Source organism: Desulfonatronovibrio hydrogenovorans DSM 9292, from assembly GCF_000686525.1.
GTDB classification, from domain to species: domain Bacteria; phylum Desulfobacterota; class Desulfovibrionia; order Desulfovibrionales; family Desulfonatronovibrionaceae; genus Desulfonatronovibrio; species Desulfonatronovibrio hydrogenovorans.
On the sequence record NZ_JMKT01000008.1, the window covers coordinates 601,906 to 625,808 of the forward strand.

The window sequence follows — 23,903 nt, forward strand, 5'->3', positions numbered from 1 at the left end:
GGTTTGGATCAGTACAGGACTGAACTCCGGATACCGGCCAGGCAAAATAGGCTCAGTGGCTACTTCACCTTGACCTCGGGCCGATAAAAAGTCAAAAAAAGGAGTTGCCACGGTTTTTTATAATCCGGATTTTGAAGACTTTTGCCTTGCAGGGTCCTGGGGCAGGCAGGGTAAAAAGGGGGGAAAGAGATGAAAAAGATATTGGCTGGACTTATTGTAGCGTTGCTTTGTTTTTCTGCTGGCCAGGCTTTTGCCGGGGAGTCCATCAGAATCGGAGCAGTCGTTTCCGTTACCGGAGCTGCGTCTTTTCTGGGTGAACCAGAGCGTAACACCCTGATCATGCTTGAGGATCAGATAAATGCTTCAGGAGGGATCCTGGGCAAGAAGCTGGAAATAATTATTTATGATGATGAAACCGAGGTGAACAAGGCTGTTCTGGCTGCTGACCGGCTCATCCGCAGGGATAGAGTTCAGGCCGGAATCGGGGGGACTACCTCTGGAAACACCCTGGCCATCATGAACAACTTTGCCCGGGCCGGAGTCCCGCTGGTGTCCATGGCAGCTGCCGAAAGGATAGTCAATCCCATCAATCCCTGGATATTCAAGACCCCCCAGTCGGACCGCCACGCAGTTACAAGGATCTTGAAACATGCTAGAGAGCAGGGGCATGAGCGTATCGCCATTATCACTGTGTCCGACGGTTTTGGTCAGGCCGGTCGGGAAGTGTTGAGGGAGCTGGTCCCGGAGATGGGCTTCACCCTGGTTGCTGATGAGATTTTTGGTCCCAGGGATACGGATATGACTTCCCAGCTGACCCGGATCAGAAATCAGAGTCCCGATGCTGTGATCTGCTGGGGAACCAATCCAGGGCCGGCGGTCATAGCCCGCAACAGGCAGCAGCTCAGGCTTGATGTCCCCCTGTACATGAGCCACGGAGTCGCTTCCAGAAGATTCATCGAGCTGGCCGGCAGTTCTGCCGAAGGTCTGCTTCTTCCATTGGGAAGGCTTTCAGTGGCTGAGCAGATTCCTGAAGATCATCCCCAAAAGGAACTTCTGACCAATTACATTAATGATTATGAATCCAGGTTCAATGCCCCGGTATCATCTTTTGGAGGATACGCCTGGGATGCCTTGATGCTCATTAAGGAGGCTATAGAAATGGGACAGTCAGCCGAACCCAGGGATATACGGGACAACCTGGAAAAAATTCAGGGATTTGTCGGAACCGGTGGGATATTCAACCTGTCTCCCCAGGATCATAATGGCCTTGATGAATCATCTTTTGTCATGGCCGAGATACGGGACCAGGACTGGATAATCGTATCAGAGTGATTTCCAGGGCAGTTCACCCCTGAATACTTTTTACCCAATAAAAAAACATGGATCTAGGCAGTATTCTTCAATATCTCATATCCGGCCTGACCGTTGGCAGTACTTATGGTCTGACTGCTCTGGGCTTCACCATTATTTTCAATGCCACCAGGGTCATAAATTTTGCCCAGGGCGAGTTCGTCATGATGGGCGGAATGCTTGCGGTTTTTTTCATGGCCTCTCTGGAAGTTGGCCTGTTCCCGGCCATTTTTCTGGCTGTGGCCTGCACCACCCTGACCGGAGTACTTATGGAGAGGCTGGCCATTCGGCCGGTCCAGGGAGCCAACGTCATCAATATCATCATCATCACCATCGGGGTATCCATCTTTATCCGGGGGGTGGTGATGATTTTTCTGGGCAAGGACACCTTTGTTCTGCCGCCGTTCTTTGGAACTGAGGCCATTGAGTTTCTGGGGGCAGCTGTAATTCCTCAGAGCATATGGATTCTGCTCATTACCATGTTCGTTCTGGCCGGGCTCAGGTTCTTTTTCAATAATACCATTTTCGGCAAAGCCATGCTTGCCTGTTCCTTTGAACAGAAGGCTGCCCATCTGGTGGGGATAAGCGTGGACAGGATGGTCATGATTTCATTTGCTATTTCCGCCCTGGTGGGCTCCATCGGAGGTGTGATTCTGACGCCCGTAACCCTTACTTCCTATGACGTTGGCATCCTGCTTGGACTTAAAGGTTTTGCCGCCTGCATTCTTGGAGGACTGGGCAACCCCTTTGGTGCTGCAGCCGGTGGATTGATCATCGGAGTACTGGAATCCTTTGGAGCCGGGTTTATCTCTTCGGCCTTCAAGGATGCCTTTGCCTTCATCATTTTGCTGGTCATTCTCTTTGTCAAACCCTCGGGCATTTTCGGCCGGGCCGAGATTGAGAGGGTCTAGCCATGGAAGGCAGGAAGAGTCTTATCTCCCTTGTTTTATTCATGGTCATCACCTATGGCTTTCCCTGGGTCCTGACCAATGACTATTACCTGAGCATTCTGATTCTGTCCGGAATTACGGCCATTGGAGTGGTGGGCCTGAACCTCCTGCTCGGTTTTGCCGGACAGATATCAATAGGCCATGCTGCATTTTTCGGAATATCAGCATATACTTCAGCAATCTTGACCACAAATTACGGATTTCCGGTTCTGGCCGGGGTTGTCTGCGGTGTTCTCCTGGCATCGACCATCGCCCTTATCATTGGTATCCCGGCGCTGAAGCTTAAAGCCCTGTCTCTGGCCATGGCCACCCTGGGCTTCGGGCTGATTGTGTATATTGTGCTGAACGAAACCATTACCCTGACCGGTGGCCCGTCCGGGTTCGTGGGCATCCCCAGGTTCAATGCCTTTGGATATGATTTTTACTCGGACCTGGCCTATTACTACCTGGTTGCAGGCGTTCTCACCATGGTCATCATTATTTCGCTGAACGTCATTAACTCCAGGGCCGGCCGGGCCCTCAAAGCCATTCACTCCAGTGAAAAGGCTGCTCAGGTCATGGGAGTCAATGTTCAGAGATACAAGTTGTTTGTATTTGTTCTGTCCGCAGTGTTCGCCGCTGTGGCCGGGGGGCTCTATGCCCATTATCTCAGTTTTGTCGCTCCTTCTTCCTTTGACTTTCACTTTTCCATCAAGATGATCGTCATGGCGGTGCTGGGGGGGATGTCCAGTGTCTGGGGCGGGGTGATCGGGGCTCTGTTTCTGACTTCCATGCCGGAGTTTCTGCGCATGTACGAGGAACTGGAAACCATTCTTTACGGCCTGATCCTGATTTTGTGCATGATGTTCATGCCCCATGGCCTGGTGGGCGGCATGAGCAGATTAGCGGGTTATATGTCTGGAAAACTGTTTCGAGGTGGGGTGAAAGATGAATAATGATTCCACCTTGCTTTGGTGCGAGGAAATATATGTCCGTTTCGGCGGGGTAATGGCCCTGGCCGGAGTCAATTTCCAGGCAGCCAGAGGAACTATTTCAGCCCTGATCGGCCCCAACGGTGCAGGCAAGACAACCCTGCTCAACGTGATCTCCGGAATGGTGGACCAGACCGAGGGGCGGATTTTTTTCGGGACCAGCGACTTATCAAGTGTCCCAGCCCATGCCAGGTCCATGGCCGGAATGGTCAGAACTTTCCAGAACCTGGAAATTTTTGCTCATATGACGGTTTTGGAAAACGTCATGACCGGGGCTCATAACCTCTACAGCTACTCCATGCTGGACGGCATATTCAAGACCCCAAAATATTTTGCCATGGAAAGGAAGTGCCGGGATGCAGCCATGGAAAAGCTCGAATTTGTCGGGCTGGAGAACGAAGCTGATCTGCCTGCCCAGGATCTGCCCTATGGCAAGCAGAGACTTCTTGAACTGGCCAGGGCCGTATGCGGTGAGCCGGAGCTTGTTCTGCTTGATGAACCGGCAGCAGGACTCAACCCCAAGGAAACCAGTGCGCTGGCTGAGATCATTGCTTCCATCAAGGAGAAGCTGGGCATCACCATAGTCCTGGTGGAGCATGATATGGATCTGGTCATGAGCATCAGCGACCAGATCACGGTCCTTAATTTCGGGCAGGTTATTGCAAAGGGGACTTCCAGGGACATTCAGAGTGATCCCGAAGTGATCAGGGCGTATCTGGGCAGCGAAGAATAAGGCCATTTCAGGGGATTAACCGTGGGAGCATGGGGTGTCCGGTGGTGACAGCGAGCTGTACTTTCACAAGAATTTGAGGTCCGGAAAGAAAAGTATGCTGGTTTTAAAGAATATAGATGTTTTTTACGGAAGCGTGCATGCAGTCAAGAAAGTTTCCATGCACGTTAACCAGGGGGAGATCGTGGCCCTGATCGGGGGTAACGGTGCTGGCAAGACTACTCTTCTGAGTACGATATCCGGACTGATCAGAGCCAGAAGCGGACAGATCATCTTCAATGGCCGGGAGATTAATAAGAGCAAGCCTGACAGGATCGTCAGGGCAGGTATTTCTCAGGTTCCTGAAAGAAGACTTGTCTTCAAACCCCTGTCAGTGGAGGACAATCTTGTCCTGGGTTCATATCACCGCTATCGCCCTGGCCGGGTCTCGACTATCATGCAGGAGGTGGAGGAGATTTATGCCATGTTTCCGGTACTGGGTGAGCGGCGCAGTCAAGCAGCCGGGACCCTGTCCGGAGGAGAACAGCAGATGCTGGCCATTGGCCGGGCCCTGATGGCCAAGCCGGAACTGCTCCTCCTGGATGAACCCGGCATGGGGCTTGCCCCGGCTGTATCCCAGATGATTTTCAGGCATGTTGCCAAGCTCAGGGACGAGTTGGGGGTCACTGTGCTTCTTGTGGAGCAGAATGCCAGGAGTGCCCTGAAGATCTCTGACAGGGGCTATGTCCTTGAAACCGGCCGGGTCATTGTTCAGGGAACTTCCAGAGAACTTGCCCAGAATAACGACGTTCAGAGGGCTTATCTGGGAAGAGAAGCCAAAGACCGGGACTAAAGAGACATTGAGAAGCTGTTTCAGAAATAAAAGCCAATTGTCTTTAAGGGGGATTTCCCATGTATTTTGATCCGAAGTATGAATGCATGAATCGCGAGGATCTCGACCAGCTCAAGCTGGAAAGACTCCAGGCAGCATTGACCAGGATATCCAAGAATGTGCCGTTCTATCGGAAAAAATTTGAAGAACTGGGCATTGACCCCTATGATTTTGACTCCCTCAACGATGTGTCCAGGCTTCCTCTGACCACCAAGTCTGATCTGGCAGGCCATGCCCCTTACGGACTTTTTGCTGTCCCCTTGAGGGAAGTGGTCAGGCTGCACGGTACCTACGGCCTGAAGGGAAAATCAGTTGTGGTTGGTTACACCATCAACGATATCCACCGCTGGTCCGGTCTGGCCGCCAGGGTACTCATGGCCGCTGGAGTAACCAAGGACGATGTGATCCAGGTGGCTTTCAACTATGGACTGTCCACCAGTGGATTCGGAATTCATTACGGAGCCGAGGAAATGGGAGCAGCAGTGGTCCCGGCTTCCAGTGGAAACGTGAACCGCCAGATCAGTATTATCCAGGATTATAACGTGACCACCCTGGTCTGCATTCCCAGCTATGCCCTTTATCTTGCGGATCGTCTTGAGGAACTGGGGATAAACATCAATGCCCTGGCCCTGCGGACCGGCCTCTTTGGAGAAGAGGCCTGGTCTGAAAAAACAAGAGCAGAAATTCAGGACAGACTGAAGATCACCGCAGTGGACAGCTATGGTCTGAGCGAGGTCATGGGGCCGGGTATTGCCGGAGAATGTCTGGAAAGAAACGGGATGCACATAAATGAGGACCATTTTCTGGCTGAAGTCATAGATCCCAGGACTCTGGAGCCGGTGCTTCCGGGACAGACCGGAGAGCTGGTCATTACCACCCTGACCAAGGAAGCCCTGCCCCTGGTCCGGTTCAGGACAGGGGACCTGACCAGGCTTATCCATGATCCCTGCCCGTGCGGAAGGACTTTTGTCCGGATGCAGCGTATCCAGGGGCGATGTGACGACATGCTTATCATCCAGGGAATCAATGTTTTTCCGGAACAGGTCAGCCTTATCCTGTCTGAAACAGGGGACAGGATTCCAAACTACCAGATAGTTCTTGAGCGGGAGGGCCGGCTGGACAAGGCCACTGTGCTGGTGGAGGCTGATGTTCTGGTGCCGGATAAAATCAAGGAACAGCAGAGGTTCATTGAAAGGGTCAAGCAGCGCCTGGCCATGGACCTGGGTGTATTTTTTGAGGTCAGGCTGGTGGAACTCAAGAGCATGCAGTTTGAAGACGACCGAATCGTTCCAGTGGTTGACAAGAGGAAGTTTTAAGCGGTTTGGTACAAAAAATCAGAGTCTTTACCAGAAGTCTGGGATGTCCCAAGAATCTGGTTGACACCGAGACCATCCTGGGCGGACTGGGGCAGGTTTATGAACCTGTGGAAGACATCTCCCGGTCTCAGGTGGTGCTCATCAATACCTGCGCATTCATCCGGCCTGCTGTGGAAGAGTCCCTGGACGTGATTTTTTCCACTCACCAGGAAATCAAAGAGTTGGAGAAGAGACCTCTTCTTGTGGTTACTGGCTGCCTGCCGGCCAGATACGGGCCGGGTCTTTCCCTGGAAATTCCTGAAGTGGATGTATTTACAGGAATAAAGGATCAGGCAGAGCTGCCCGGACTGATCTTAAAAAAGCTGGGACTTCCCAGTGAGGGTTCCCGGTCCTGGAGAAAGGTCAGCACGGCCCCAGGTTATGCTTACCTTAAAATCAGCGAAGGCTGTAATAACAGGTGCTCGTTTTGCACTATCCCGTCCATCCGGGGCAGGCATAAGTCCAGGCCCCTGGACGAGGTCATTGCTGAGGCCGGTCATCTCCTGGCCATGGGAGTCAGAGAGCTGATCGTGGTGGCCCAGGACAGTACAGCCTATGGCCGGGATCTGGGTTATAAACATGGCCTGGCTGAGCTGACAAAGGAGCTGTCAGGTCTGTCCGGACTTGACCGGCTGAGACTGATGTATCTCTACCCTTCCGGGCTCAGCCAGAAACTTCTGGAAAGCATGGCCCGGATCAGGGGACCCCTTGTTCCTTATTTTGACGTCCCCTTTCAGCATTCTCATCCGGATATTCTCAGAAAAATGGGCCGTCCGTTCAGGGAGGACCCTGAAATCATTATCCGGAGAATCCGCCAGATTTTTCCAGAGACAGCCATCAGGTCGACCCTGATCACCGGATACCCAGGTGAAAGCGAGGAACATTTTCAGCACCTGCTCTCTTTTGTCAAAAAAAACAGGCTGCAGCATCTGGGGGTCTTTCCCTATCACCCAGAGGAAGGGACCAGGGCGGCAGGATTTCCCGGTCAGATACCGGACCAGGTCAAGGCTAAAAGGGTGAAGAAGATCATGCTGACCCAGAAAAAAATCAGCAGGTCCCTGCTCAAGTCATTTGAGGGGCAGTATCTGGATGTCCTGGTGGATGAACCGCATGCTGAATGGCCGGGTCTTTACACCGGACGGACCTGGTTTCAGGCCCCGGAGGTGGATGGAATCACCTATGTCAGCGGAGACGATGTCCGTCCGGGCAATGTAATCCGGGCAAAAATTCAGGAAACCAGGGATTATGACCTGGTTGCCCTGCAGGATTGACCAGCACCAGGCCTGGAAAATCCAGGATTTTCCAGGCCATGCAGCGGCTGCGGACAAACCAGGGCCTGTTTTCAGCTCCGGTGTTTCTGTCCTCTAAAAAAGGTCCAGATTCTTTTTTCTGATGCAGGACAACAGCATTAAATTTTTGAAATAACCATTATTCTTGTTGTCAATATGCCCAGTATCTGATACTTGTGCTCAAATTTATTTGTGTGTTAGGGGGTTTTTATGCAAAACACAAACAACATGACCGATTCTCAAGAAAACTTGGACGCTGACCTGGATTTTGAATCCGCACTGGAAGATTATCTTAATGCGGATTTTGGAGAGGTGCAGGAAGGCGGCATAGTGACCGGGGAAGTGGTCAAGGTTGAAAAAGATTACATCCTGGTGGATGTATGTTTCAAGTCCGAAGGTCAGATTTCTGTTTCCGAGTTTACCGACAGCGAAGGCAACGTTACTGTCAAGGAAGGGGACAAGATTGATGTCTTCGTGACTCATAAAGATGAAAAGGAAGGGGTGATCACCCTTTCCAGGGAAAAGGCCAAAAGGGTCAAGCTCCTGGATGATCTGGAAGAAATCCTGGAAAACGAATCCACCATCAAAGGCCGGATCGTCAAGAGGATCAAGGGCGGCTACAATGTTGATCTGGACGGTCTGGAAGCCTTTCTGCCCGGATCTCATGTAGATCTTCGTCCGGTTCCGGACATGGATGCCCTGGTGGGTCAGGAGTTCGACTTCAGGATCCTGAAAATCAACCGCAGACGCAGCAATGTTATTATTTCCCGCCGGGTCCTTCTGGAAGAAGAAAGGGAATCCATGCGCGAGGAGCTGCTCAATTCCATAGAAGAAGGCCAGACTGTCACCGGCAGGGTCAAGAATGTCACTGAATATGGTGTATTTGTTGATCTGGGCGGACTTGACGGTCTTTTGCATATTACGGACATGTCCTGGAAGAGGATCAGGCATCCCAAAGAGATGGTTCAGATCGGAGACGAGCTGGAACTCAAGGTCCTGGGTTTTGATCCTGAGGAGAAAAAGGTCTCTCTGGGTCTGAAGCAGCTTGTGGCCGATCCCTGGGAAGATATCCATACCAAATACCCAGAAGGTGAAAAAATCACCGGTAAAGTCACCAACCTGGCAGACTACGGCGCTTTTGTAGAGCTGGGAGACGGGGTCGAGGGACTTGTGCATATCTCTGAAATGTCCTGGACCAGGAAACTCAGGCATCCATCCCAGATGGTCAAACCCGGCGACGAGGTTGATGTGGTCATCCTGGGCATTGATTCCGAACGCAAGCGCATCTCCCTGGGCATGAAGCAGGTCAATCCCAATCCTTGGGATGTGGTGGCAGAAAAATATCCTGAAGGAACCATTCTAGAAGCCCCCATCAAGAATATCACTGAATTCGGTCTGTTCATCGGCATTGAGGACGGTATTGACGGCCTGATTCATGTTTCGGACATGTCCTGGACCAAAAAAGTCCGCCATCCTTCTGAAATGTTCAAAAACGGAGAACTGGTCCGGGCTAAGGTCCTGGTGGTGGACAAGGAAAACGAGAAATTCACCCTGGGTATCAAACAGCTTACTGACGATCCCTGGCTGGATGTTCCCAATCACTATCCAGTGGGTACCAATGTAACCGGGAAGATCACCAACATCACTGATTTCGGCTTGTTTGTTGAGGTGGAAGAGGGGATTGAGGGTCTTGTTCATGTGTCTGAAATGAGCCGCAAGAAGATCAAGAGCCCCAAGGAGTCCTTTGAAGAAGGCCAGGAGATTCAGGCCAAGGTCATCCATGTCAGTGCTGATGAAAGGCGTCTTGGTCTTTCCATCAAGCAGCAGCAGGAAGAAGAGGACAGAAAGAGGGGTGGTGAACAGCGGGCTAAAGCTGGTCCGGCTAGTGCCGGGAGCAATCTTGGCGATTTGATCAGGCAAAAGCTGGAAGCTGAGGATGGAGAAAACCAGTCAGAATAAGTTCAGCCAGAGACATCCCCTGATCTTTGGTTTCATGTTGATAATAGCGGCTGTAGTCATCTTTATGATGGCTATGGCCGTTTTTAATTTTCTGTTCCTGGAAGACAGATCCCGGTTCAGAACTGGAGAAAAGATCGGAGTGGTCAATATCAGCGGACTGATCACCGACTCCAGGGAGATCGTGGACTGGATCAATGAGCTGAAAAGAAATGAATCGGTCAAAGGGGTTGTCCTGCGGATCAATTCCCCAGGCGGTGTGGTGGGTCCTTCCCAGGAAGTCTATGCAGCCGTGCAGGACCTGGCCCGGACCAGGACTGTAGTTGCCTCCATGGGAGCCATGGCTGCGTCGGGAGGGTATTATGTGGCCAGCCCGGCCCACCAGATTGTGGCCAACCCAGGGACCCTGACCGCCAGCATCGGGGTCAAGGCGACCCTGACCAATATGCAGGAACTGATGCGCAAGATCGGAATCCAGGATCAGGCCATTTACAGCGGTGAATTCAAAGATGCCGGTACAGTCATGCGGCCCATGACCGACAGGGAAAAAGAATACTTCCAGGCTCTTATTGATGACATGCATGATCAGTTCGTTCAGGATGTGGCCCAGGGCCGGAACATGGCTCTGGAAGAAGTCATTGCCCTGGCTGATGGGCGGGCCATGACCGGAAGGCAGGCTTACCAGACCGGCTTAGTGGATGTCCTGGGCGGAATGAACGAGGCTTTGGAGCTGCTTCGGGAATTGACCGGGATAAAAGAGAGTGCCGGGCTGCTGGAGGGTCCTGTTCAAAAAGTTTCCCTTGTAAGAAGGATTCTGGGCGAGTTTTCCCTGACCCCTGACTTTGCCGGTCCCAGATGGATTTTTACTTATGAATAGTTCTTATCCAGTCATAAAAAAAGTTCTGGACAGCAAAAGAATCAACCGGGAGGAGGCCCTTGAACTGGCCTTCAGTGCTTCCATCCATGACCTGGGGCAGGCTGCCCATGATGTCCGGACCCGTTTGTACGGGGATAAGGCCTTTTTCGTCTACAATCAGCATCTGAATTTCACCAATATCTGCGCCAATGCCTGCCGTTTCTGTGCTTTCAGCAAAAAAAACGGGCAAGAAGGAGCCTTCACCATGAGCATCGCCCAGGTGGAGGACGCTGTCCGGTCCAGGATAACCGAGCCCATAGACGAGATCCATGTTGTGGGCGGGCTGAATCCTGAGCTGGAATATGGCTATTACCTGGACATGTTGAAGGCTGTGCGCAGACTGAGACCTGATGCCGGGATCAAGGCCTTTACAGCTGTGGAGATTGCATTTCTGGCTGACAAGTACGGGTATTCTGTTGAAAAGATCCTGGCTGATTTTGCCGGAGCAGGTCTGGACGCCCTTCCCGGGGGGGGAGCTGAGGTCTTTTCCCCGGAACTCAGGCAAAAGCTTTGTCCGGAAAAAGTTTCTGCCCAGAGGTGGCTGGATATCCACGAAACTGCTCATAAAATGTCCATACCCACCAATTGTACCCTGCTTTTTGGCCATGTGGAGACCTGGGAGGACCGGATAGATCATCTTCTGGCCTTAAGGGAACTGCAGGACAGGACAGGCGGGTTTTTATGCTTTATTCCCCTTGCTTATCAGCCAGGGCACAATGATTTAAAGGCCACTGGTCCGGATGGAATTGATTTCTTCAAGATGACTGCTGTTTCCAGGATAGTCCTGGACAATATCCCTCATATCAAGGCCTACTGGGCTTTTTCCGGAATCAAGGCGGCCCAGCTTGGGCTGTGGTTCGGGGCTGATGATTTTGACGGGACCATTGTTGAAGAAAAAATCGGTCATGCAGCCGGGGCAGACACCCCCAAGGGATTAACCATTGAACGGCTCAAGGCCTGTATCAAGGCGGCCGGGTTTGATCCGGGACAAAGGGATTCTTTTTTTCAAAGGCCCTTGCGGCTGAGAATATCCTGAGATCAGAGCAGGTAACGGCTGTGAATGTAACAGGATTTACCTGCCGGAGTTTTTTCTGAAACGCATCCAGGTCTTGACAAGATATGATTTTTTGGTTTTTAATTAGTGAAATATTTAACAACACATCTTTCAGGAGGCCGGTATGCTTGTGGAGCTTTTAAGGGATATGTTCAGCAGCACCACCCAGGGGTATTTCGGAGTTACAGGAATTTATGTCTATTTCGTAGCCATAGTGGCTGCGGCTATTTATCGGATCAAGGAAGGCATGAAAGAGGGGCATCATTAATTTCCCAACCCCGTTCATCCGGACCTGAAATGCTGTCAGACTAAGCCGCACTTCCTGGTTCCAGATGCGCCTCCTTTTTATTGTTTAAAAGCCTGATCACCGGCCAGGGCCGGTGATCAGGCTTTTTTTGGTTTTTTTTAACGGTCCTGATCAGGGGGAGGAGCAGACTTATTTCTGTTTAGCAGAGTATCTGTCTGGTTCATGGAAAAAGGTAATGTCTGCATAACCGGCATGAATCTTTCCGGAATGGAGCACTCCAGCCGGAATATGGTATATATCGCCGGTGGTGAAGGTCTTTTTTTGCCCGGCTATGGTCATATCGATACGTCCCTTGAGGACGAATCCGACCTGGGCTGCGTGACAGTGCTCAGGCAGGTCAGTATCCTCAGTAAATTCCATGAAAAGTATCTGGTGCTCTTTAGACTGGGACAGGTAGGCTTTGAGCCCGTTAATGGGTATGTCAGCCTGGGGAAGGTCTTTGATGGGATCTGGGAAAAATTTGCTCATATGGTCCTCCAAATATCCGGGCCTGACATGGATGCAGGGACCGGGCCAAGGGGATTAATTGTCTGGCAGAAAAATTTCCCCCCGAAGATACAGGGCGGCCCGGCCTGATATCAGCACCCTTTGCCCTTTGTGTTGACAGAAAAGTTCGCCCCTGCGGTTTGAGATCTGCAAGGCGTGCAAAGAGGTTTTATTAAGTTTTTCAGCCCAGTACGGAACAAGTACACAATGGGCTGATCCGGTCACCGGGTCCTCGTTGATACCCACCCTGGGTCCGAAGAACCTGGAGACAAAGTCGCACTTTTCACCCTGAGCCGTAATGATCACTCCCCGGCAATCAACCTGGCCCAGCAGTGCAAAGTCCGGACTGACCCGGCTCACGGTCTGTTCGCTGTCCAAAACCACCAGCATATCCTCATCTGAACCGTATATTTCCAGGGGTTCAACCTCCAGGGCCTGGATCAGCCCTTTAGGCGGGGACTGGCTGAAAATCGGAATAGCTGGAAAATCCATTTTCAGCAGATCTCCCTGCCTGGAAACGGACAGCAGGCCCCTGTGCCTGGTCTGAAAATGAACAGTATCATCCGGATGATGATAAAAATTGAACAGAACAAAGGCGGTGGCCAGGGTGGCATGTCCGCACAGGGTCACTTCAATGGTCGGAGTGAACCACCTGAGCTCGAATATGTCCTCATTTTTTACGATAAAGGCGGTTTCAGACAGGTTGTTTTCCGCGGCAATATTCTGGAGGAGGTGATCATCAAGCCACTTGTCCAGGATGCAGACGGCTGCCGGATTGCCTGCAAAGACCCTGGAAGTAAAGGCATCAACCTGAAAAATGGGGATATTCATAAGGCAGCTCCTTTGGATGCTGAGGTGATAAAATAGTGCCAGGCAATAATCAGGGTTAATGGATTTCAGTCAGCTTTTGTCCGGGACTGGTTGCAGTCTGAGGAGCTAAAAATTTGTTTTAATCTCAGAGCAGCAGGTAAAAATAAATAATATCAGCCTGTTTTGGTCTCTGAAAATTCCTTAAGATCAGAATTAAGAATATATTCCAGCTCGTGGAAGTTTTCTTCTCTGGTCTCGGCAAACAGAAATCCGAATACCGGGTAGCAGCGATAATCGATTTTTCTGAGTTCCAATGGTTTTTCAAAGCCAGCCAGGACCTGGTCGTAGTTGAAGCTGGTGATGTTTTTTCCATCTATTCCGGTGGAGTTGTCCAGAACAATTATGCTGAACAGTTTGCCGTCCTTGTCCTGCAAGGCACTATCCCAGTCCGGCCTTTTCTGTTCATAATAGTAGAGATAAGGGTTAAACCCCCAGGCCTTGCAGGTCATGTCTGGTGTTGTGCACCAGCCTCCAAAGCGCAGGGGATTGATTTCTATGGGCAGTATCTGGCCGTCCTGCTGCCGTCTGAGTTCCATATGGACCGGAAAGTTCTTTACCCCGGCAGCCTTGCCGATTTTTGAGGCGAATTCAGTGAATTCCCTGAGGTTGTTCTGTATAATATCCTTGGAGGTGGTGTAGACCCGGTCGCTGACATCAGCGTCCGAGGAAAAGATGTGCTTGAAGATTGACAAGATAACAGGCTCGCCAGAAAAATCGTAATAGGCGTCAACAGCGAACTCCTCCCCCAAGATGCACTGCTCGATTACGAACCGGTCAGCATCCATGACCTCCCGGGGATAGATGCCCTGCACCATTTTCATCTCAGCCTGAATCGCTGCAAGGGTTTCCTGCCATTGCTGCCGGTCATCGACCCTGTGTACTCCCATGCTGAAAAATCCCAGGGCAGGCTTTATGATGCAAGGCACACAAAGTTCTTCTGTCTTGAAGTCTTTCAGGTCCTCAGCTGTAACTCCCTGAAAGTAAAAATCCGGGAATAAATGCCTGGTCAGCTCCCTGAACCCGAGCTTGTCCTTGAACTGGCTGATTTGCCGGGGCAGGGAGGTCTCATGAAGATACTTTGAGATCCAGCCCAGGGAATTTTCCGATGATGAGTAAACTGGCAGGCCGTTTGATTTTCTGGCCATTTCAACAGCTTCTTTTTCATCCACGATATTTGTTCCTGGCAAAAGGTCGAGTTCTTTTGCCGCTTTTGTGCCCACCACCGGAATCTGATGGTCTTTTAAAGTCTCTTTAAAGAAATCTGAAATATATGGTTTGTCTACGAAAAACATGAACAGCAATCCTTTTTACTTTTGTGTTTAGCAGGTATTATATTTATTGAATATTAATATTAAGATCAAGGTGATAAGGGTCGTTTTTTCCATTTGCCTGGCGCTGGGTTTTGTAGATCATTGATCCAGGCATAGATGATGATCTAGAAGCAGAGTCGTAGCGGAAGAAGAAGTGTGCTTTCATAAATATTCTGACAAGTTTACCAGGGGGGTATTGGCAAGTTATGTTGTGGAGAGCAGTCAGGGGATACTTTCCTCAGCAAAGAACCTGCTTAATGGAACTATCCTGTATGTGATTTTAGTCATGAGTAGAGTCAGAAACAGTCTAAAATATTTTGGGACATTTTCTGCCCTGAATCAAGGAGTTGATCCGGACCGACCCGGAAAACCCTTGTACCCGGCAGGGGTAGCCAGCATCCTTCTGTAGTCCGGCCATCCAGGCAAAAACTTATCCATCAGAGCCTTGAACCGGCCATTATGACTCGGCTCCAGCAGGTGGGCCAGTTCATGGACAACAACGTATTCCAGACATTCCAGGGGTTGTTCGGCCAGGTTGGTGTTCAGCCTGATGGTCCTTTTACGGGTGTTGCAGCTTCCCCACCTGGTCTTCATGCGCCTGATAAATAGTTTTTCCACTTCAACGCCCATGACTTTTTCCCATTTTCTGATCAAGCCAGGGGCTGCCTGTCTGATTTGATCCCTGTACCACTTTTCCACCACTGCCCGTCTTTTGTCCCGATCAGCTCCTGAGCGTATTTTCAGCACCATCCGGTCATGCTCAAGCATGACCCCTGAAGCTTTCTCACTGCTTTGCAGGGTCAGGAGATAGGGTTTCCCCCAGACATAATGAATTTCCCCTGCCAGATATTCACAGCAAGCTGAATTGTTCCGGGCCTGGATCATGCCTGTCTGTTTTCTGATCCAGCCCAGCCTGGCCTGGATAAAGTCTCTGACTTCAGTTGTCTTCAGATGCTTTGGTGCGGAGACCTGGACTCTGCCGTCCGGAGATTTCACCCTCAGATAGACGTGTTTGATTTTCTTAAACCTTACGTCCACCTTTATATCATCAACGCCTATCAGCACTCCCGGCATGAGAAGTTATTTCCTGTCCCAGGCGGATTTGGCATGGTTTTCAAGTAGTCTTCCTCGTTTCTGTTCACCACATTTCTCTACTTTCAGATAAAGCCTGCATCCTGATTTGTTTTCGCCATTGCTGCTTGTTTGACCAGCCATGAGCCCGTTAGTCAAAATCATGGACAAGAAAAACCTCAGGGCTACTTGAATAAATTAATGGTTTTGACTTACGGGCTCATGCTGGGAGTTTGCAGCAACTGAAAACAAATCAGGATGCAGGCTTACATCGCAGCATGGTGAATAGTTACCCTTCCTCTTCAAAAAGCTTGCCTGTGTAAAGTGTCATCGCCCGCGAAAAAGGGCTGCTACTGGTATCAGACGGACATCTTCCACGGTTTGGTATTCTTCTCCAAGATAGAACAGAAACCGTTTTACCTTCAGATTTTTTTTCGGTTTAAAGTTCATCAGGCTGGTAATGTCGCTTCTTCCTGGATGCCTGGTGGATTTGACCTCAATTGCGTACAAACAGTCCCTGGTTTCAAAGATCAGGTCGATTTCGTGCCCTGAAGCGCTTTTGTAGTAGCAGAATTCGTCAGTGGAAATAAATCCCAGCTTGCGACGCTTTTCCAGTTCGGAAATGACGAAGTTTTCCAGAAGGGCGCCCGGCCCGGCCTGCGTCCTGAGACTGAAGATGATGCCGTTATCTGCAAAATATGTTTTGGTTGCTTTAATATAACGCTTTGCAGGCCCGAAATTGTATCCCCTCAATTGAAAGGTCAGCTGGGCCTGGTTCAGGGAGTTCAGATATTTTTTCGCGGTTGGATGGCTGACTCCGGATTCCCTGGCAAAATTGGACACTTCAAGGTGGGATCCAAGGCAGTGGACCAGGTTGTGCAGAATCCCCAGCAGACCCTCAAGGTTTTCAATGTTGGACAGCTGCATGAGATCCCTGGTGAAGTAAGTATTCTTGTAGCGGATCAGTATCTTTGCCTTCCCATCTTCATTCTTCTGTTCAGCCACTTCCGGAAATCCGCCGAAGGTTACGGCCTGATCCAGCATTCTTGCCCCCTGCCTGAGCTGAACATGGTTTGCTTCTTCAATGAAAACATTATGGGTTGGGCGACCCAGTTCCTCCCCCCAGCAAAGTGCAGGCAAAGACAGAATTTCAATCCTTCCGGCCATGGTGTCTGCTGCAGCATCCAGCAGCCCGATTGAACTGGAGCTGGTCATAAAAACTTTTGCATCCCTCTGATCAATGGCATGCTTGACCGCAATGGTCAGCCTGGGGGCGCGCTGAATTTCATCTATTATGCAGGAATTACCCAGGTCCTGGACAAAACCTTTTGGATCGCGTTCAGCCCAGTCCAGATAATCCAGGTCATCCAGGGTGGTGTAGTTGAAATCAGGGAACAATCCCCTGAGAAGGGTTGTCTTGCCAGACCGGCGGGGGCCGATGAGCAGACAGCTTTTGTCTGAAGGAATGGTCATCCATCTTGAAAACATAGATTTAAGATAGCCTGGATATTTTAAAAGTCAAGTTTAAAAATATCCAGGCTGAATTGAAACTTAAGCTGATAATCCAGAATGCCTCTATCCATTAGTCACATAATGTCCGATTATTTCTCATCTTTGCTCAGCCTTGCCTGGGTCCGACCTAATAAAGAAACTCAAAAACCTGCAGAAGCTTTCTTAAATATTCCGGCAAGCTTGTTTACTATGGCTATTGGCAAGTTATGTTGTAAGAACCAGTCAGGGAACACTTTCTTCCGCAAAGAACCTGCTTAATGGAACTGTCCTGAATTTGATTTTAATCATGAGTAAAGCCAGAAACAGTCCAAAATACTCATGCAAGCTTTTGCTGATAAGCTCAACAGGAGTCTGTCCCATATTTCTTATTGGACAGCATCTGTACTAAAAAATGAAGCCTCTGACCGGAAAAACTGATTTTTCCGCTTGAAACAGTTGATTTTATTGAGTCAGTACGTCAATTTTTAAATTGTTTTGGACAGCAGTGACATGACCTCAAGAAACACAACGGCGGGCATTCAGCAGCCGCGGCTGTTTGCGGTCTGCTGAATGCCCTTGTTCGCCGATTTGATTTTATTGATGTGATGACATGTATTCAGTAACGGCTTGACTCAAAAGCCCTGAACGTGTTTCTCCATGCTTTTTGGCAAAAGAATCTACAGAATTCAATAACCTTTCCGGCATGGTGATATTGATTCTTTTTGATTTAAGGGACAATTTACTTAGATCGACGTCAACGATTGCCCAGATACCGTTTTGAAATTCTTTTTTGTTTTTATGCTTTTCAATGATGGTGGCAACTGGGATAGGCTCAGAATCAAGTAGAATACCCTCGATATGGCATTCTGCCGCTTCTTGGGCATTTGCTAAAGCCTCTTCAATTGTGTCACCTGCAGAAAAACAGCCCGGTAAGTCAGGAAAAGTAACACCATAATCTGAATTTTTGTCTTTATGGATTACAACTGGGAATTTCATAGTTTTACCTCCATTGCCAACCAGCCTGTCGGTAAATATTTCGAAGGGTCCCAACAGGAAGGTCTTTCCTGGGGTGGGGAACAGTGACCTTACCCGGCCTTTCCGGATGTTTAAACTGATGATGGTCTCCCTTTGTATGATGGAGAACCCAGCCGTCACTTTTGAGCCTTTGTATTACCTCCCCACTTTTCATGATGTGTATTATACACACCAAATTGGCTGCTTGTCAATAATTTAATAGGACATATCGTATTATGGCGAACGTAAAAATCACCGGTTTATCCGGTATATTTTCTGGTTAGAATTAAGTATCATGACCCCGGAATTCAATCTGTTTCCTTGTCTTTGCCTTCAAACTCCAATTGCTTTATCACCCGGTCGAAGTCACTCTCAAATAGGCGGTCCTGAACGATGCGGTATTTTTCGAATTCACTCTCGGCATGCGCCCTGGCCAGCTTGGCTGTTGCGTTACCGGAATCCTGCAGAATCTCACGGTCGTCGAATTCCAGAAACATATCCAGCCGCTTGGCCCAATCTTCCATGGTCATCGGGATTTTCCGTTTGGCTCGTTCTTCTGCCAAATCCAGATAGGCGTTGACAATTCGTCCCAGCGATTCCAACTCATCCCTGGCCAGATAGTTTTTAGCCACCGACACATCGGATTTCACAATCTTACCCTGCGGAGCCTTTTCCCATGTAGTCAGCCCCATATTGGTTTTAGTGCTATCGGCTCGCTGCATAATCAGCTCGGCGGCGGTGTTGCCGTGGACAGCAAAATGCAGTTTGTTCTGTACCTTGGCAAAGAACGCTTTGGTTGTCGGAGCGTCCTTGTTGTAGTCGAGGCTGGTGGCATAAATGTCGGTGATTTTCTGGTAAAAGCGGCGCTCACTGAGCCGTATTTCCCGAATCTCTTCAAGCAGGTGCTCAAAATAGTCCTCACCCAGAAAGGACCCGTTTTCCATGCGCTTTTTGTCCAGCACATAACCCTTTATGGCAAATTCACGCAGAACCTGGGTGGCCCACTGGCGGAACTGCGTCGCCCGAACGGAGTTTACCCGGTAACCGACTGAAATAATGGCGTCGAGATTATAATGCTTTGTAGTGTAGGATTTGCTGTCTGCCGCAGTTATTCGGAATTTCCTAATAACTGAATCCGGGTCAAGTTCACCTGAATCAAAGATATTTTTTAAATGTTCGTTTATTGTTGGAATGGATACACTGAACAGTTCTGCGATGAGTTTCTGGGTCAGCCAAATCGTTTCGTCCTCATACCGGGCCTCAATGCTCTGTTCACCCGCTTGCCCGGTAAAGATCAGGAACTCGGCCGTACTATTGCGTATCAGCTGTTTTCCTTTGTCTTTATCCTGTTTCATGATGAATCCTCAGATATCAAATTCCGTGCGGGACATGCTCTCACTGCCCGGATTCGGGACACCTTGCTTACTATCCTCTGCCCCAACAATCCGAATGCGAAGCCACCGTTCGTCGCTAACGTTGCCATAAGCCGCGCGAGGTACGAGCGTCGAATTTGATGGCTTTGTTATACCTTTTCTTGGTAATCGTCATCTATTTCTTTTGCTATCTGTTCAAAATGATTATGCTGTTCACGAACATAAAAGTGATAAATCCTAGCGTCAGCATCAGACATACTTGAATCATCGCCTTTTAAATAGCTTTCTAATTTGTTCAATGCATGATTGTATTCATCAAGGTCATACTTGATGTACTCATTGAGATCTCCTCTTTCTGATAAGGAAGATTCAAATCTCTGATATGTTTCCTGAATAGAATTTAGCATTGATAAAGCAAAGACAGCATTGCTGCCGTGAAGTGAATGAATTCCCTCTGCCACTTTGCTGATGGTATAACTTATTGATGAGTGAAATATGTCTACCAGCAAATTGTCTTTGTATTTTTCTCTATGCACACGATCGGCCTCTTTTAGCTTTTCATCCAATAGCTTGTAGCTTGCTTCAATGTCTTTGAGTTGATCATGAATTAGTGAGTAAAGATCAACATCAACAAACTCATTGCTTCCCTGATCGTAGCTTCGCATTAATGTAAAGCCTGCCTTGGATAGCGTGATCCTTGAAATGTAGTTGTAGTACGTTGAACCTTTGGTTTTGTTTTTTGTTGGATGGCCAATTGAAGCATTTCGTAAAGATCGAATTTCCTTCAGGCGATCAGTTAATTCAAACTTTATTCCAAATGCCTCAGACAAGTGATTCATTGCGTCTTGTTGAATAAAGAGCGATTGCAAAAGACCATAAGTAAAAATGTATTTCAGGCCAACGCTGGCGGGGTATTCTTCATCTAAATAATCCTGCTGTGAATACAGTGTATCCCCTATGGTATCTAACGAGCTACATATTTGATTCCAATTATCCGAGTCACTTAGGAGGTCATTCTGATAGCGCGTGGTATTAATATATTTCCGGACAGATTCCTCAAGATCACCTATCCGTTTCATCATTTCATTAATGCTATCAGTCCTTCCATTGCTTTCTGGCAACTCTCTTCACTCCTTAGCGGTATAACGTATTTCTCACTTGCAGGTGTGGAGCGGCAGCGGACTACCTGTCAAGTGCAGAAAATGGTTATGCAAAAGAATGTTGATCTCTAGAAATTGGTTTCAGCCGATTGATCTGATTTGCTTCAGGACTGTTCATCGCATGCCAAAGATCCCAGTCCTGTTGCAAGCCCAGCCAGAAATCCGCGGACATACCCAAAACACGGGAAAGCCGCAAGGCCGTATTCGGAGTGACCGAACGCCTGCCTTTAACAATTTCGTTCAGACGAGGGTAAGAAACACCCAGGCAACGAGCGAGTTCTGCTTGTGTAAGGTCAAGCGGCTTGACGAATTCCTCGAAAAGCATCTCCCCAGGATGCGTCGGGGGGCGATTTCGAGGCAGTCGCCTCCCAACATCAGTGGTAATCTGTGATTTCGATCTCGTAGGCATGGCCTTCCTCCCATGTAAAACAAATTCTATATTGTTGATTAATGCGGATACTGTATTGATTCTCCCGGTCGCCTTTCAAGCGTTCCAATCGATTTCCAGGAGGCACTTTAAGTTCATTGATCTCCCGAACTCTGTTGATTTGATCCAATTTCCGCCTAGCAGCCGGCCAAATAGATTGAGGGCAGCATCTTCGAGCTGCTTGTGATGCCACACCATCAAAAATATCCTCTGTGCCAGCAGATTTAAAGGTTCTTATCATGGGTCATGTTATAATGGGGTCCATTGTAGGTGTCAACCAATTTTAAAAGTGTGCATAACGGCGGCCGCCAATGAGAGCTAGTGCTTCCAAAGACTTGCCTTAAAGGTGGTTTTTGTTCGTTTTCTACCGACAGTTCAAAACCCGGGTGCCCTGACCCCATGTGTCAGGATAGATGTCGTCTTGGATGAAATTTGAGGGAGGGCCAAGAGGAGCCCCTCAAATTGCTTTTTGTTGATGGCACCAAATACCGTTCCCTCTGCCTCGAAGCGGGCAAATCTATTGCTCAAAGTATGCATTGCATAGTAGGTGTAAGAACGGCTACCTGACTTGTGGCGAACTGCGGCAACGTCTCTGCCGACGCAGCATCGTTCGATAGCCATGTTGATATCCCCGACTGGTGCACGGATACTGACCAAAGTGTCGCCATGATCAGCGAGTCGCTGTGGCGCCGTTATTATTATTTACTGCCATTTATGCCTTCTTTTGTGGGTAATAGTGAATCTTGCTGAGGATGCTCGTTAACCTGACACAACCTCTCCAGAGCCGGGGTGATGTACCTGGTAGAGATGTCACGTTCGGAAAGGGATTGTTTGCTCATGATGAATTGTTCAAGCTGTTGGGATTTCCGGCCAGGTCCTTTTATATCCAACCAATGGGGATGTAAGCATTTATCAGTGTGGATGACAAGGAAAAACAGCCTGAAGAACCGGCGGGGTAAGATGATTTAATTATCATATATTGACTCAGGTCAAGGCATGACTGGCCGACCATGGGTACACCCTGAAAAAAACAATGGAGGTAGATCATGGTCAGAAGAAAAATTATCCATATTGACGAGGACCTGTGTAACGGCTGCGGGGAGTGCATTGTCAACTGCGCTGAAGCAGCCCTGGAGATCATCAACGGCAAGGCTAAGGTGGTGGCGGACAAGTTCTGCGACGGCCTGGGCGCATGCATGGGCCACTGCCCAACTGGAGCCTTGAGCATGATCGAGCGCGAAGCTGATCCCTTTGATGAAGATGCTGTGCATGAGCGGGTCAAGATGCTGGAAAAACAGGAGGCAGCTCTTCAAACTCCTGTGTCAGCAGCAGGTTGTCCCTCTGCTGGACCCATGAGTTTTGGAGGATGCCCGGGCAAGCAGGCCATGGTCCAGAACGAAGCAGGGGCAGTGTTGCCCAACTGGCCGGTCAAACTGAGGCTGATCCCGGAGAACGCAGATTTTTTAAAAGACTCCCATCTCCTGCTGGGAGCGGACTGCGTACCTGCAGCCATAAGCGGTCTGGCCCCGCATCTGAAAACCAAGCCCAGCGTGGCCCTGGCCTGCCCCAAGTTTGAGGATTATTTTCAGCTGACTGCCAAACTTTCCAGGATGATAGGCAGCAATAACATAAAAGAGATCAGTGTTATGGAAATGGAAGTACCGTGCTGCTCGCCCCTGCACCAGATGGCTCTGCAGGCTGTGGAAATGTCCGGCCAAGACCTTGCGGTGAACAGGGTGGTGGTCAGCCGCCAGGGCAGGATTATCAGCAGGGAGACCTTTACAGGAGCCCGGGCAGAAAAGGCTGTCCAACCAGCTTAAGAAGCAGCATCAGGGTAATCAGGGCATAGATTCCGGCCAAAAGGTCGTCCAGCATGACTGAATAGCCGTCCGGCAGCCAGGTTTCTGAGTGCCTGATGGGAAATGGCTTGAGGATGTCAAAGATCCGGAACAGGATAAACCCCAGGGCCAGGGTAAAGACTGAGGCTGAAGTTATGAACAGAAACACGGTCCACTGGCCCAGGACTTCGTCGATGACGGCCTGGGACGGGTCTTTGCGCTGAAAGGTCTGTTCCGCAGCCTTGCAGGCCCAGGCTCCGGCAAAAAACAGCAGGGCCAGTATGACCAGCTTGATCCCCAGGGAAAAGGGGATAAATACAAAGGGGGCCAGTCCGGCAGCCACCAGGGACCCCCAGGTCCCGGGCATCTTTGGTAAATGGCCAACAGGGCCCAGGGTGGCCAGGCTGGTCATGAGAGAGTCAAAAGAGTTATTCTGGTTCATCACTGATGATCTCCTGGCAGCTTGATGCCCCCTAATCGGAAAAGGGCAGTCCAGACTTCAGCCAGGGGCAGGCCCACCACATTTGTATATGATCCTGAAATTGATTTGACCAGAAATCCACCCACACCCTGGATGGCATAGGCACCAGCCTTGTCTTCTGGTTCACCGGTCCTGATATATTCCATGAGCAGGTCATCTGGTGCCGGGACCATCTCCACCAGGGTCTTGACTGCAAAGGACTCATTGATTTTCCGGTCCAGGCTGATCATGCTGACTGCGGTGATGACCTGGTGAGTGTTTCCCTGGAGTTGCCTGAGCATTTCCAGGGCATGGTCCTGGTTCCCAGGCTTGCCCATGATGTTGTCCTCCATGACAACTATGGTGTCGGCCCCCAGAACCAGGCTGGATGGAAATCCTTTGGCCACTTCGCCAGCCTTTTTCCTGGCCAGGAAAAGGGCGTAGTCTGCAGGCAGCTGGCCTGTTTCAGGCAGAGGTTCCTTGAACCGGGCAGGCAGCACATCGAAAAAAAGGCCCAGGGAGGCCAGCAGGGCCTGGCGCCTGGGCGAGGCAGAGGCCAGGACGATGTTTGAATTTGGTCTGAAGGGTCCCTGGACCTCAGGCAACTGGGGCCAGTTAAGATAAAAGCTGTGATCCATGACTCAGTTGATTCTC

At 49.7% G+C, this 23,903-nt stretch carries 25 protein-coding genes; 12 read left to right on the top strand and 13 right to left on the bottom strand.

The window, feature by feature from the left end:
- Positions 1 to 189 precede the first annotated feature (189 nt).
- The 11 genes from P771_RS0104340 (at position 190) to P771_RS19005 (ending at position 11,710) form a co-directional block, all read left to right on the top strand.
- Complete coding sequence (locus P771_RS0104340) at positions 190 to 1,332, top strand: ABC transporter substrate-binding protein (protein WP_028574174.1); 1,143 nt, start codon at positions 190 to 192, stop codon at positions 1,330 to 1,332.
- A 47-nt stretch (positions 1,333 to 1,379) separates the two neighbouring features.
- Positions 1,380 to 2,261: a branched-chain amino acid ABC transporter permease gene (locus P771_RS0104345; RefSeq protein WP_028574175.1), complete on the top strand. Its 882-nt coding sequence runs from the start codon at positions 1,380 to 1,382 to the stop codon at positions 2,259 to 2,261.
- 2 nt (positions 2,262 to 2,263) lie between these two features.
- Positions 2,264 to 3,235 carry a branched-chain amino acid ABC transporter permease gene (locus P771_RS16435; RefSeq protein WP_035243868.1) on the top strand — a complete coding sequence of 324 codons (972 nt, stop codon included), beginning with the start codon at positions 2,264 to 2,266 and terminating at the stop codon, positions 3,233 to 3,235.
- The gene (locus tag P771_RS0104355) at positions 3,228 to 4,004 is read left to right on the top strand and encodes an ABC transporter ATP-binding protein (RefSeq protein ID WP_035243869.1); all 777 of its coding nucleotides are present in this window, start codon (positions 3,228 to 3,230) and stop codon (positions 4,002 to 4,004) included. The genes P771_RS16435 and P771_RS0104355 overlap by 8 nt, the downstream gene beginning before the upstream one ends.
- Positions 4,005 to 4,098: 94 nt before the next feature.
- Positions 4,099 to 4,833, top strand: a complete 735-nt coding sequence (locus tag P771_RS0104360) for an ABC transporter ATP-binding protein (protein ID WP_028574177.1) — start codon at positions 4,099 to 4,101, stop codon at positions 4,831 to 4,833.
- Positions 4,834 to 4,892: 59 nt separating this feature from the next.
- Positions 4,893 to 6,188: a phenylacetate--CoA ligase family protein gene (locus tag P771_RS0104365; protein WP_028574178.1), complete on the top strand. Its 1,296-nt coding sequence runs from the start codon at positions 4,893 to 4,895 to the stop codon at positions 6,186 to 6,188.
- Between the two features lie 5 nt (positions 6,189 to 6,193).
- The gene (gene rimO, locus P771_RS0104370) at positions 6,194 to 7,498 is read left to right on the top strand and encodes a 30S ribosomal protein S12 methylthiotransferase RimO (protein WP_028574179.1); all 1,305 of its coding nucleotides are present in this window, start codon (positions 6,194 to 6,196) and stop codon (positions 7,496 to 7,498) included.
- 228 nt (positions 7,499 to 7,726) lie between these two features.
- Positions 7,727 to 9,475, top strand: coding sequence for a 30S ribosomal protein S1 (locus P771_RS0104380; protein WP_028574180.1), 1,749 nt, complete (start codon positions 7,727 to 7,729; stop codon positions 9,473 to 9,475).
- The gene (gene sppA, locus P771_RS0104385) at positions 9,453 to 10,349 is read left to right on the top strand and encodes a signal peptide peptidase SppA (protein ID WP_035243870.1); all 897 of its coding nucleotides are present in this window, start codon (positions 9,453 to 9,455) and stop codon (positions 10,347 to 10,349) included. The genes P771_RS0104380 and sppA overlap by 23 nt, the downstream gene beginning before the upstream one ends.
- Positions 10,342 to 11,424 (top strand): aminofutalosine synthase MqnE, encoded by a 1,083-nt coding sequence (mqnE, locus tag P771_RS0104390; RefSeq protein ID WP_028574182.1) that lies wholly within the window; start codon positions 10,342 to 10,344, stop codon positions 11,422 to 11,424. The genes sppA and mqnE overlap by 8 nt, the downstream gene beginning before the upstream one ends.
- Positions 11,425 to 11,566: 142 nt before the next feature.
- Complete coding sequence (locus P771_RS19005) at positions 11,567 to 11,710, top strand: hypothetical protein (RefSeq protein WP_162832163.1); 144 nt, start codon at positions 11,567 to 11,569, stop codon at positions 11,708 to 11,710.
- Positions 11,711 to 11,878: 168 nt separating this feature from the next.
- Here the strand turns inward: P771_RS19005 and P771_RS0104400 are convergent, their stop codons facing one another.
- The 11 genes from P771_RS0104400 to P771_RS18655 form a co-directional block, all read right to left on the bottom strand.
- The gene (locus P771_RS0104400) at positions 11,879 to 12,217 is read right to left on the bottom strand and encodes a cupin domain-containing protein (protein ID WP_028574183.1); all 339 of its coding nucleotides are present in this window, start codon (positions 12,215 to 12,217) and stop codon (positions 11,879 to 11,881) included.
- Between the two features lie 54 nt (positions 12,218 to 12,271).
- Complete coding sequence (locus P771_RS0104405) at positions 12,272 to 13,066, bottom strand: PhzF family phenazine biosynthesis protein (RefSeq protein ID WP_028574184.1); 795 nt, start codon at positions 13,064 to 13,066, stop codon at positions 12,272 to 12,274.
- Between the two features lie 152 nt (positions 13,067 to 13,218).
- A complete protein-coding gene (locus P771_RS0104410; protein ID WP_028574185.1) occupies positions 13,219 to 14,397 on the bottom strand; it encodes an ATP-grasp domain-containing protein in 1,179 nt (392 codons plus the stop codon).
- Positions 14,398 to 14,754: 357 nt separating this feature from the next.
- Positions 14,755 to 15,489, bottom strand: coding sequence for a M48 family metallopeptidase (locus tag P771_RS0104415; RefSeq protein ID WP_035243871.1), 735 nt, complete (start codon positions 15,487 to 15,489; stop codon positions 14,755 to 14,757).
- A gap of 324 nt (positions 15,490 to 15,813) precedes the next feature.
- Complete coding sequence (locus P771_RS0104425; RefSeq protein WP_028574187.1) at positions 15,814 to 16,974, bottom strand: ATP-binding protein; 1,161 nt, start codon at positions 16,972 to 16,974, stop codon at positions 15,814 to 15,816.
- A gap of 597 nt (positions 16,975 to 17,571) precedes the next feature.
- A complete protein-coding gene (locus P771_RS0104435; protein ID WP_028574188.1) occupies positions 17,572 to 17,973 on the bottom strand; it encodes a type II toxin-antitoxin system HicB family antitoxin in 402 nt (133 codons plus the stop codon).
- A gap of 4 nt (positions 17,974 to 17,977) precedes the next feature.
- A complete protein-coding gene (locus tag P771_RS18645; RefSeq protein WP_084301665.1) occupies positions 17,978 to 18,166 on the bottom strand; it encodes a type II toxin-antitoxin system HicA family toxin in 189 nt (62 codons plus the stop codon).
- 133 nt (positions 18,167 to 18,299) lie between these two features.
- On the bottom strand, positions 18,300 to 19,346 hold the full coding sequence (locus P771_RS0104440; protein ID WP_028574189.1) for a virulence RhuM family protein: 1,047 nt from the start codon (positions 19,344 to 19,346) through the stop codon (positions 18,300 to 18,302).
- 167 nt (positions 19,347 to 19,513) lie between these two features.
- On the bottom strand, positions 19,514 to 20,485 hold the full coding sequence (locus tag P771_RS0104445) for a hypothetical protein (protein WP_028574190.1): 972 nt from the start codon (positions 20,483 to 20,485) through the stop codon (positions 19,514 to 19,516).
- Between the two features lie 85 nt (positions 20,486 to 20,570).
- Positions 20,571 to 20,909 carry a HigA family addiction module antitoxin gene (locus tag P771_RS18650; RefSeq protein WP_422614945.1) on the bottom strand — a complete coding sequence of 113 codons (339 nt, stop codon included), beginning with the start codon at positions 20,907 to 20,909 and terminating at the stop codon, positions 20,571 to 20,573.
- A complete protein-coding gene (locus tag P771_RS18655) occupies positions 20,899 to 21,192 on the bottom strand; it encodes a type II toxin-antitoxin system RelE/ParE family toxin (RefSeq protein ID WP_084301667.1) in 294 nt (97 codons plus the stop codon). Before P771_RS18655 ends, P771_RS18650 begins: the two co-directional genes overlap by 11 nt.
- Before the next feature lie 805 nt (positions 21,193 to 21,997).
- Between P771_RS18655 and P771_RS16445 the strand changes: the two genes are divergently transcribed.
- A complete protein-coding gene (locus P771_RS16445) occupies positions 21,998 to 22,771 on the top strand; it encodes an ATP-binding protein (RefSeq protein WP_035243873.1) in 774 nt (257 codons plus the stop codon).
- Here P771_RS16445 and P771_RS0104465 read toward each other — a convergent pair.
- Positions 22,731 to 23,231, bottom strand: a complete 501-nt coding sequence (locus P771_RS0104465; protein ID WP_028574192.1) for a phosphatidylglycerophosphatase A family protein — start codon at positions 23,229 to 23,231, stop codon at positions 22,731 to 22,733. The genes P771_RS16445 and P771_RS0104465 overlap by 41 nt on opposite strands.
- Positions 23,231 to 23,887: a Maf family protein gene (locus tag P771_RS0104470; protein ID WP_084301669.1), complete on the bottom strand. Its 657-nt coding sequence runs from the start codon at positions 23,885 to 23,887 to the stop codon at positions 23,231 to 23,233. The genes P771_RS0104465 and P771_RS0104470 overlap by 1 nt, the downstream gene beginning before the upstream one ends.
- Between the last annotated feature and the right edge of the window lie 16 nt (positions 23,888 to 23,903).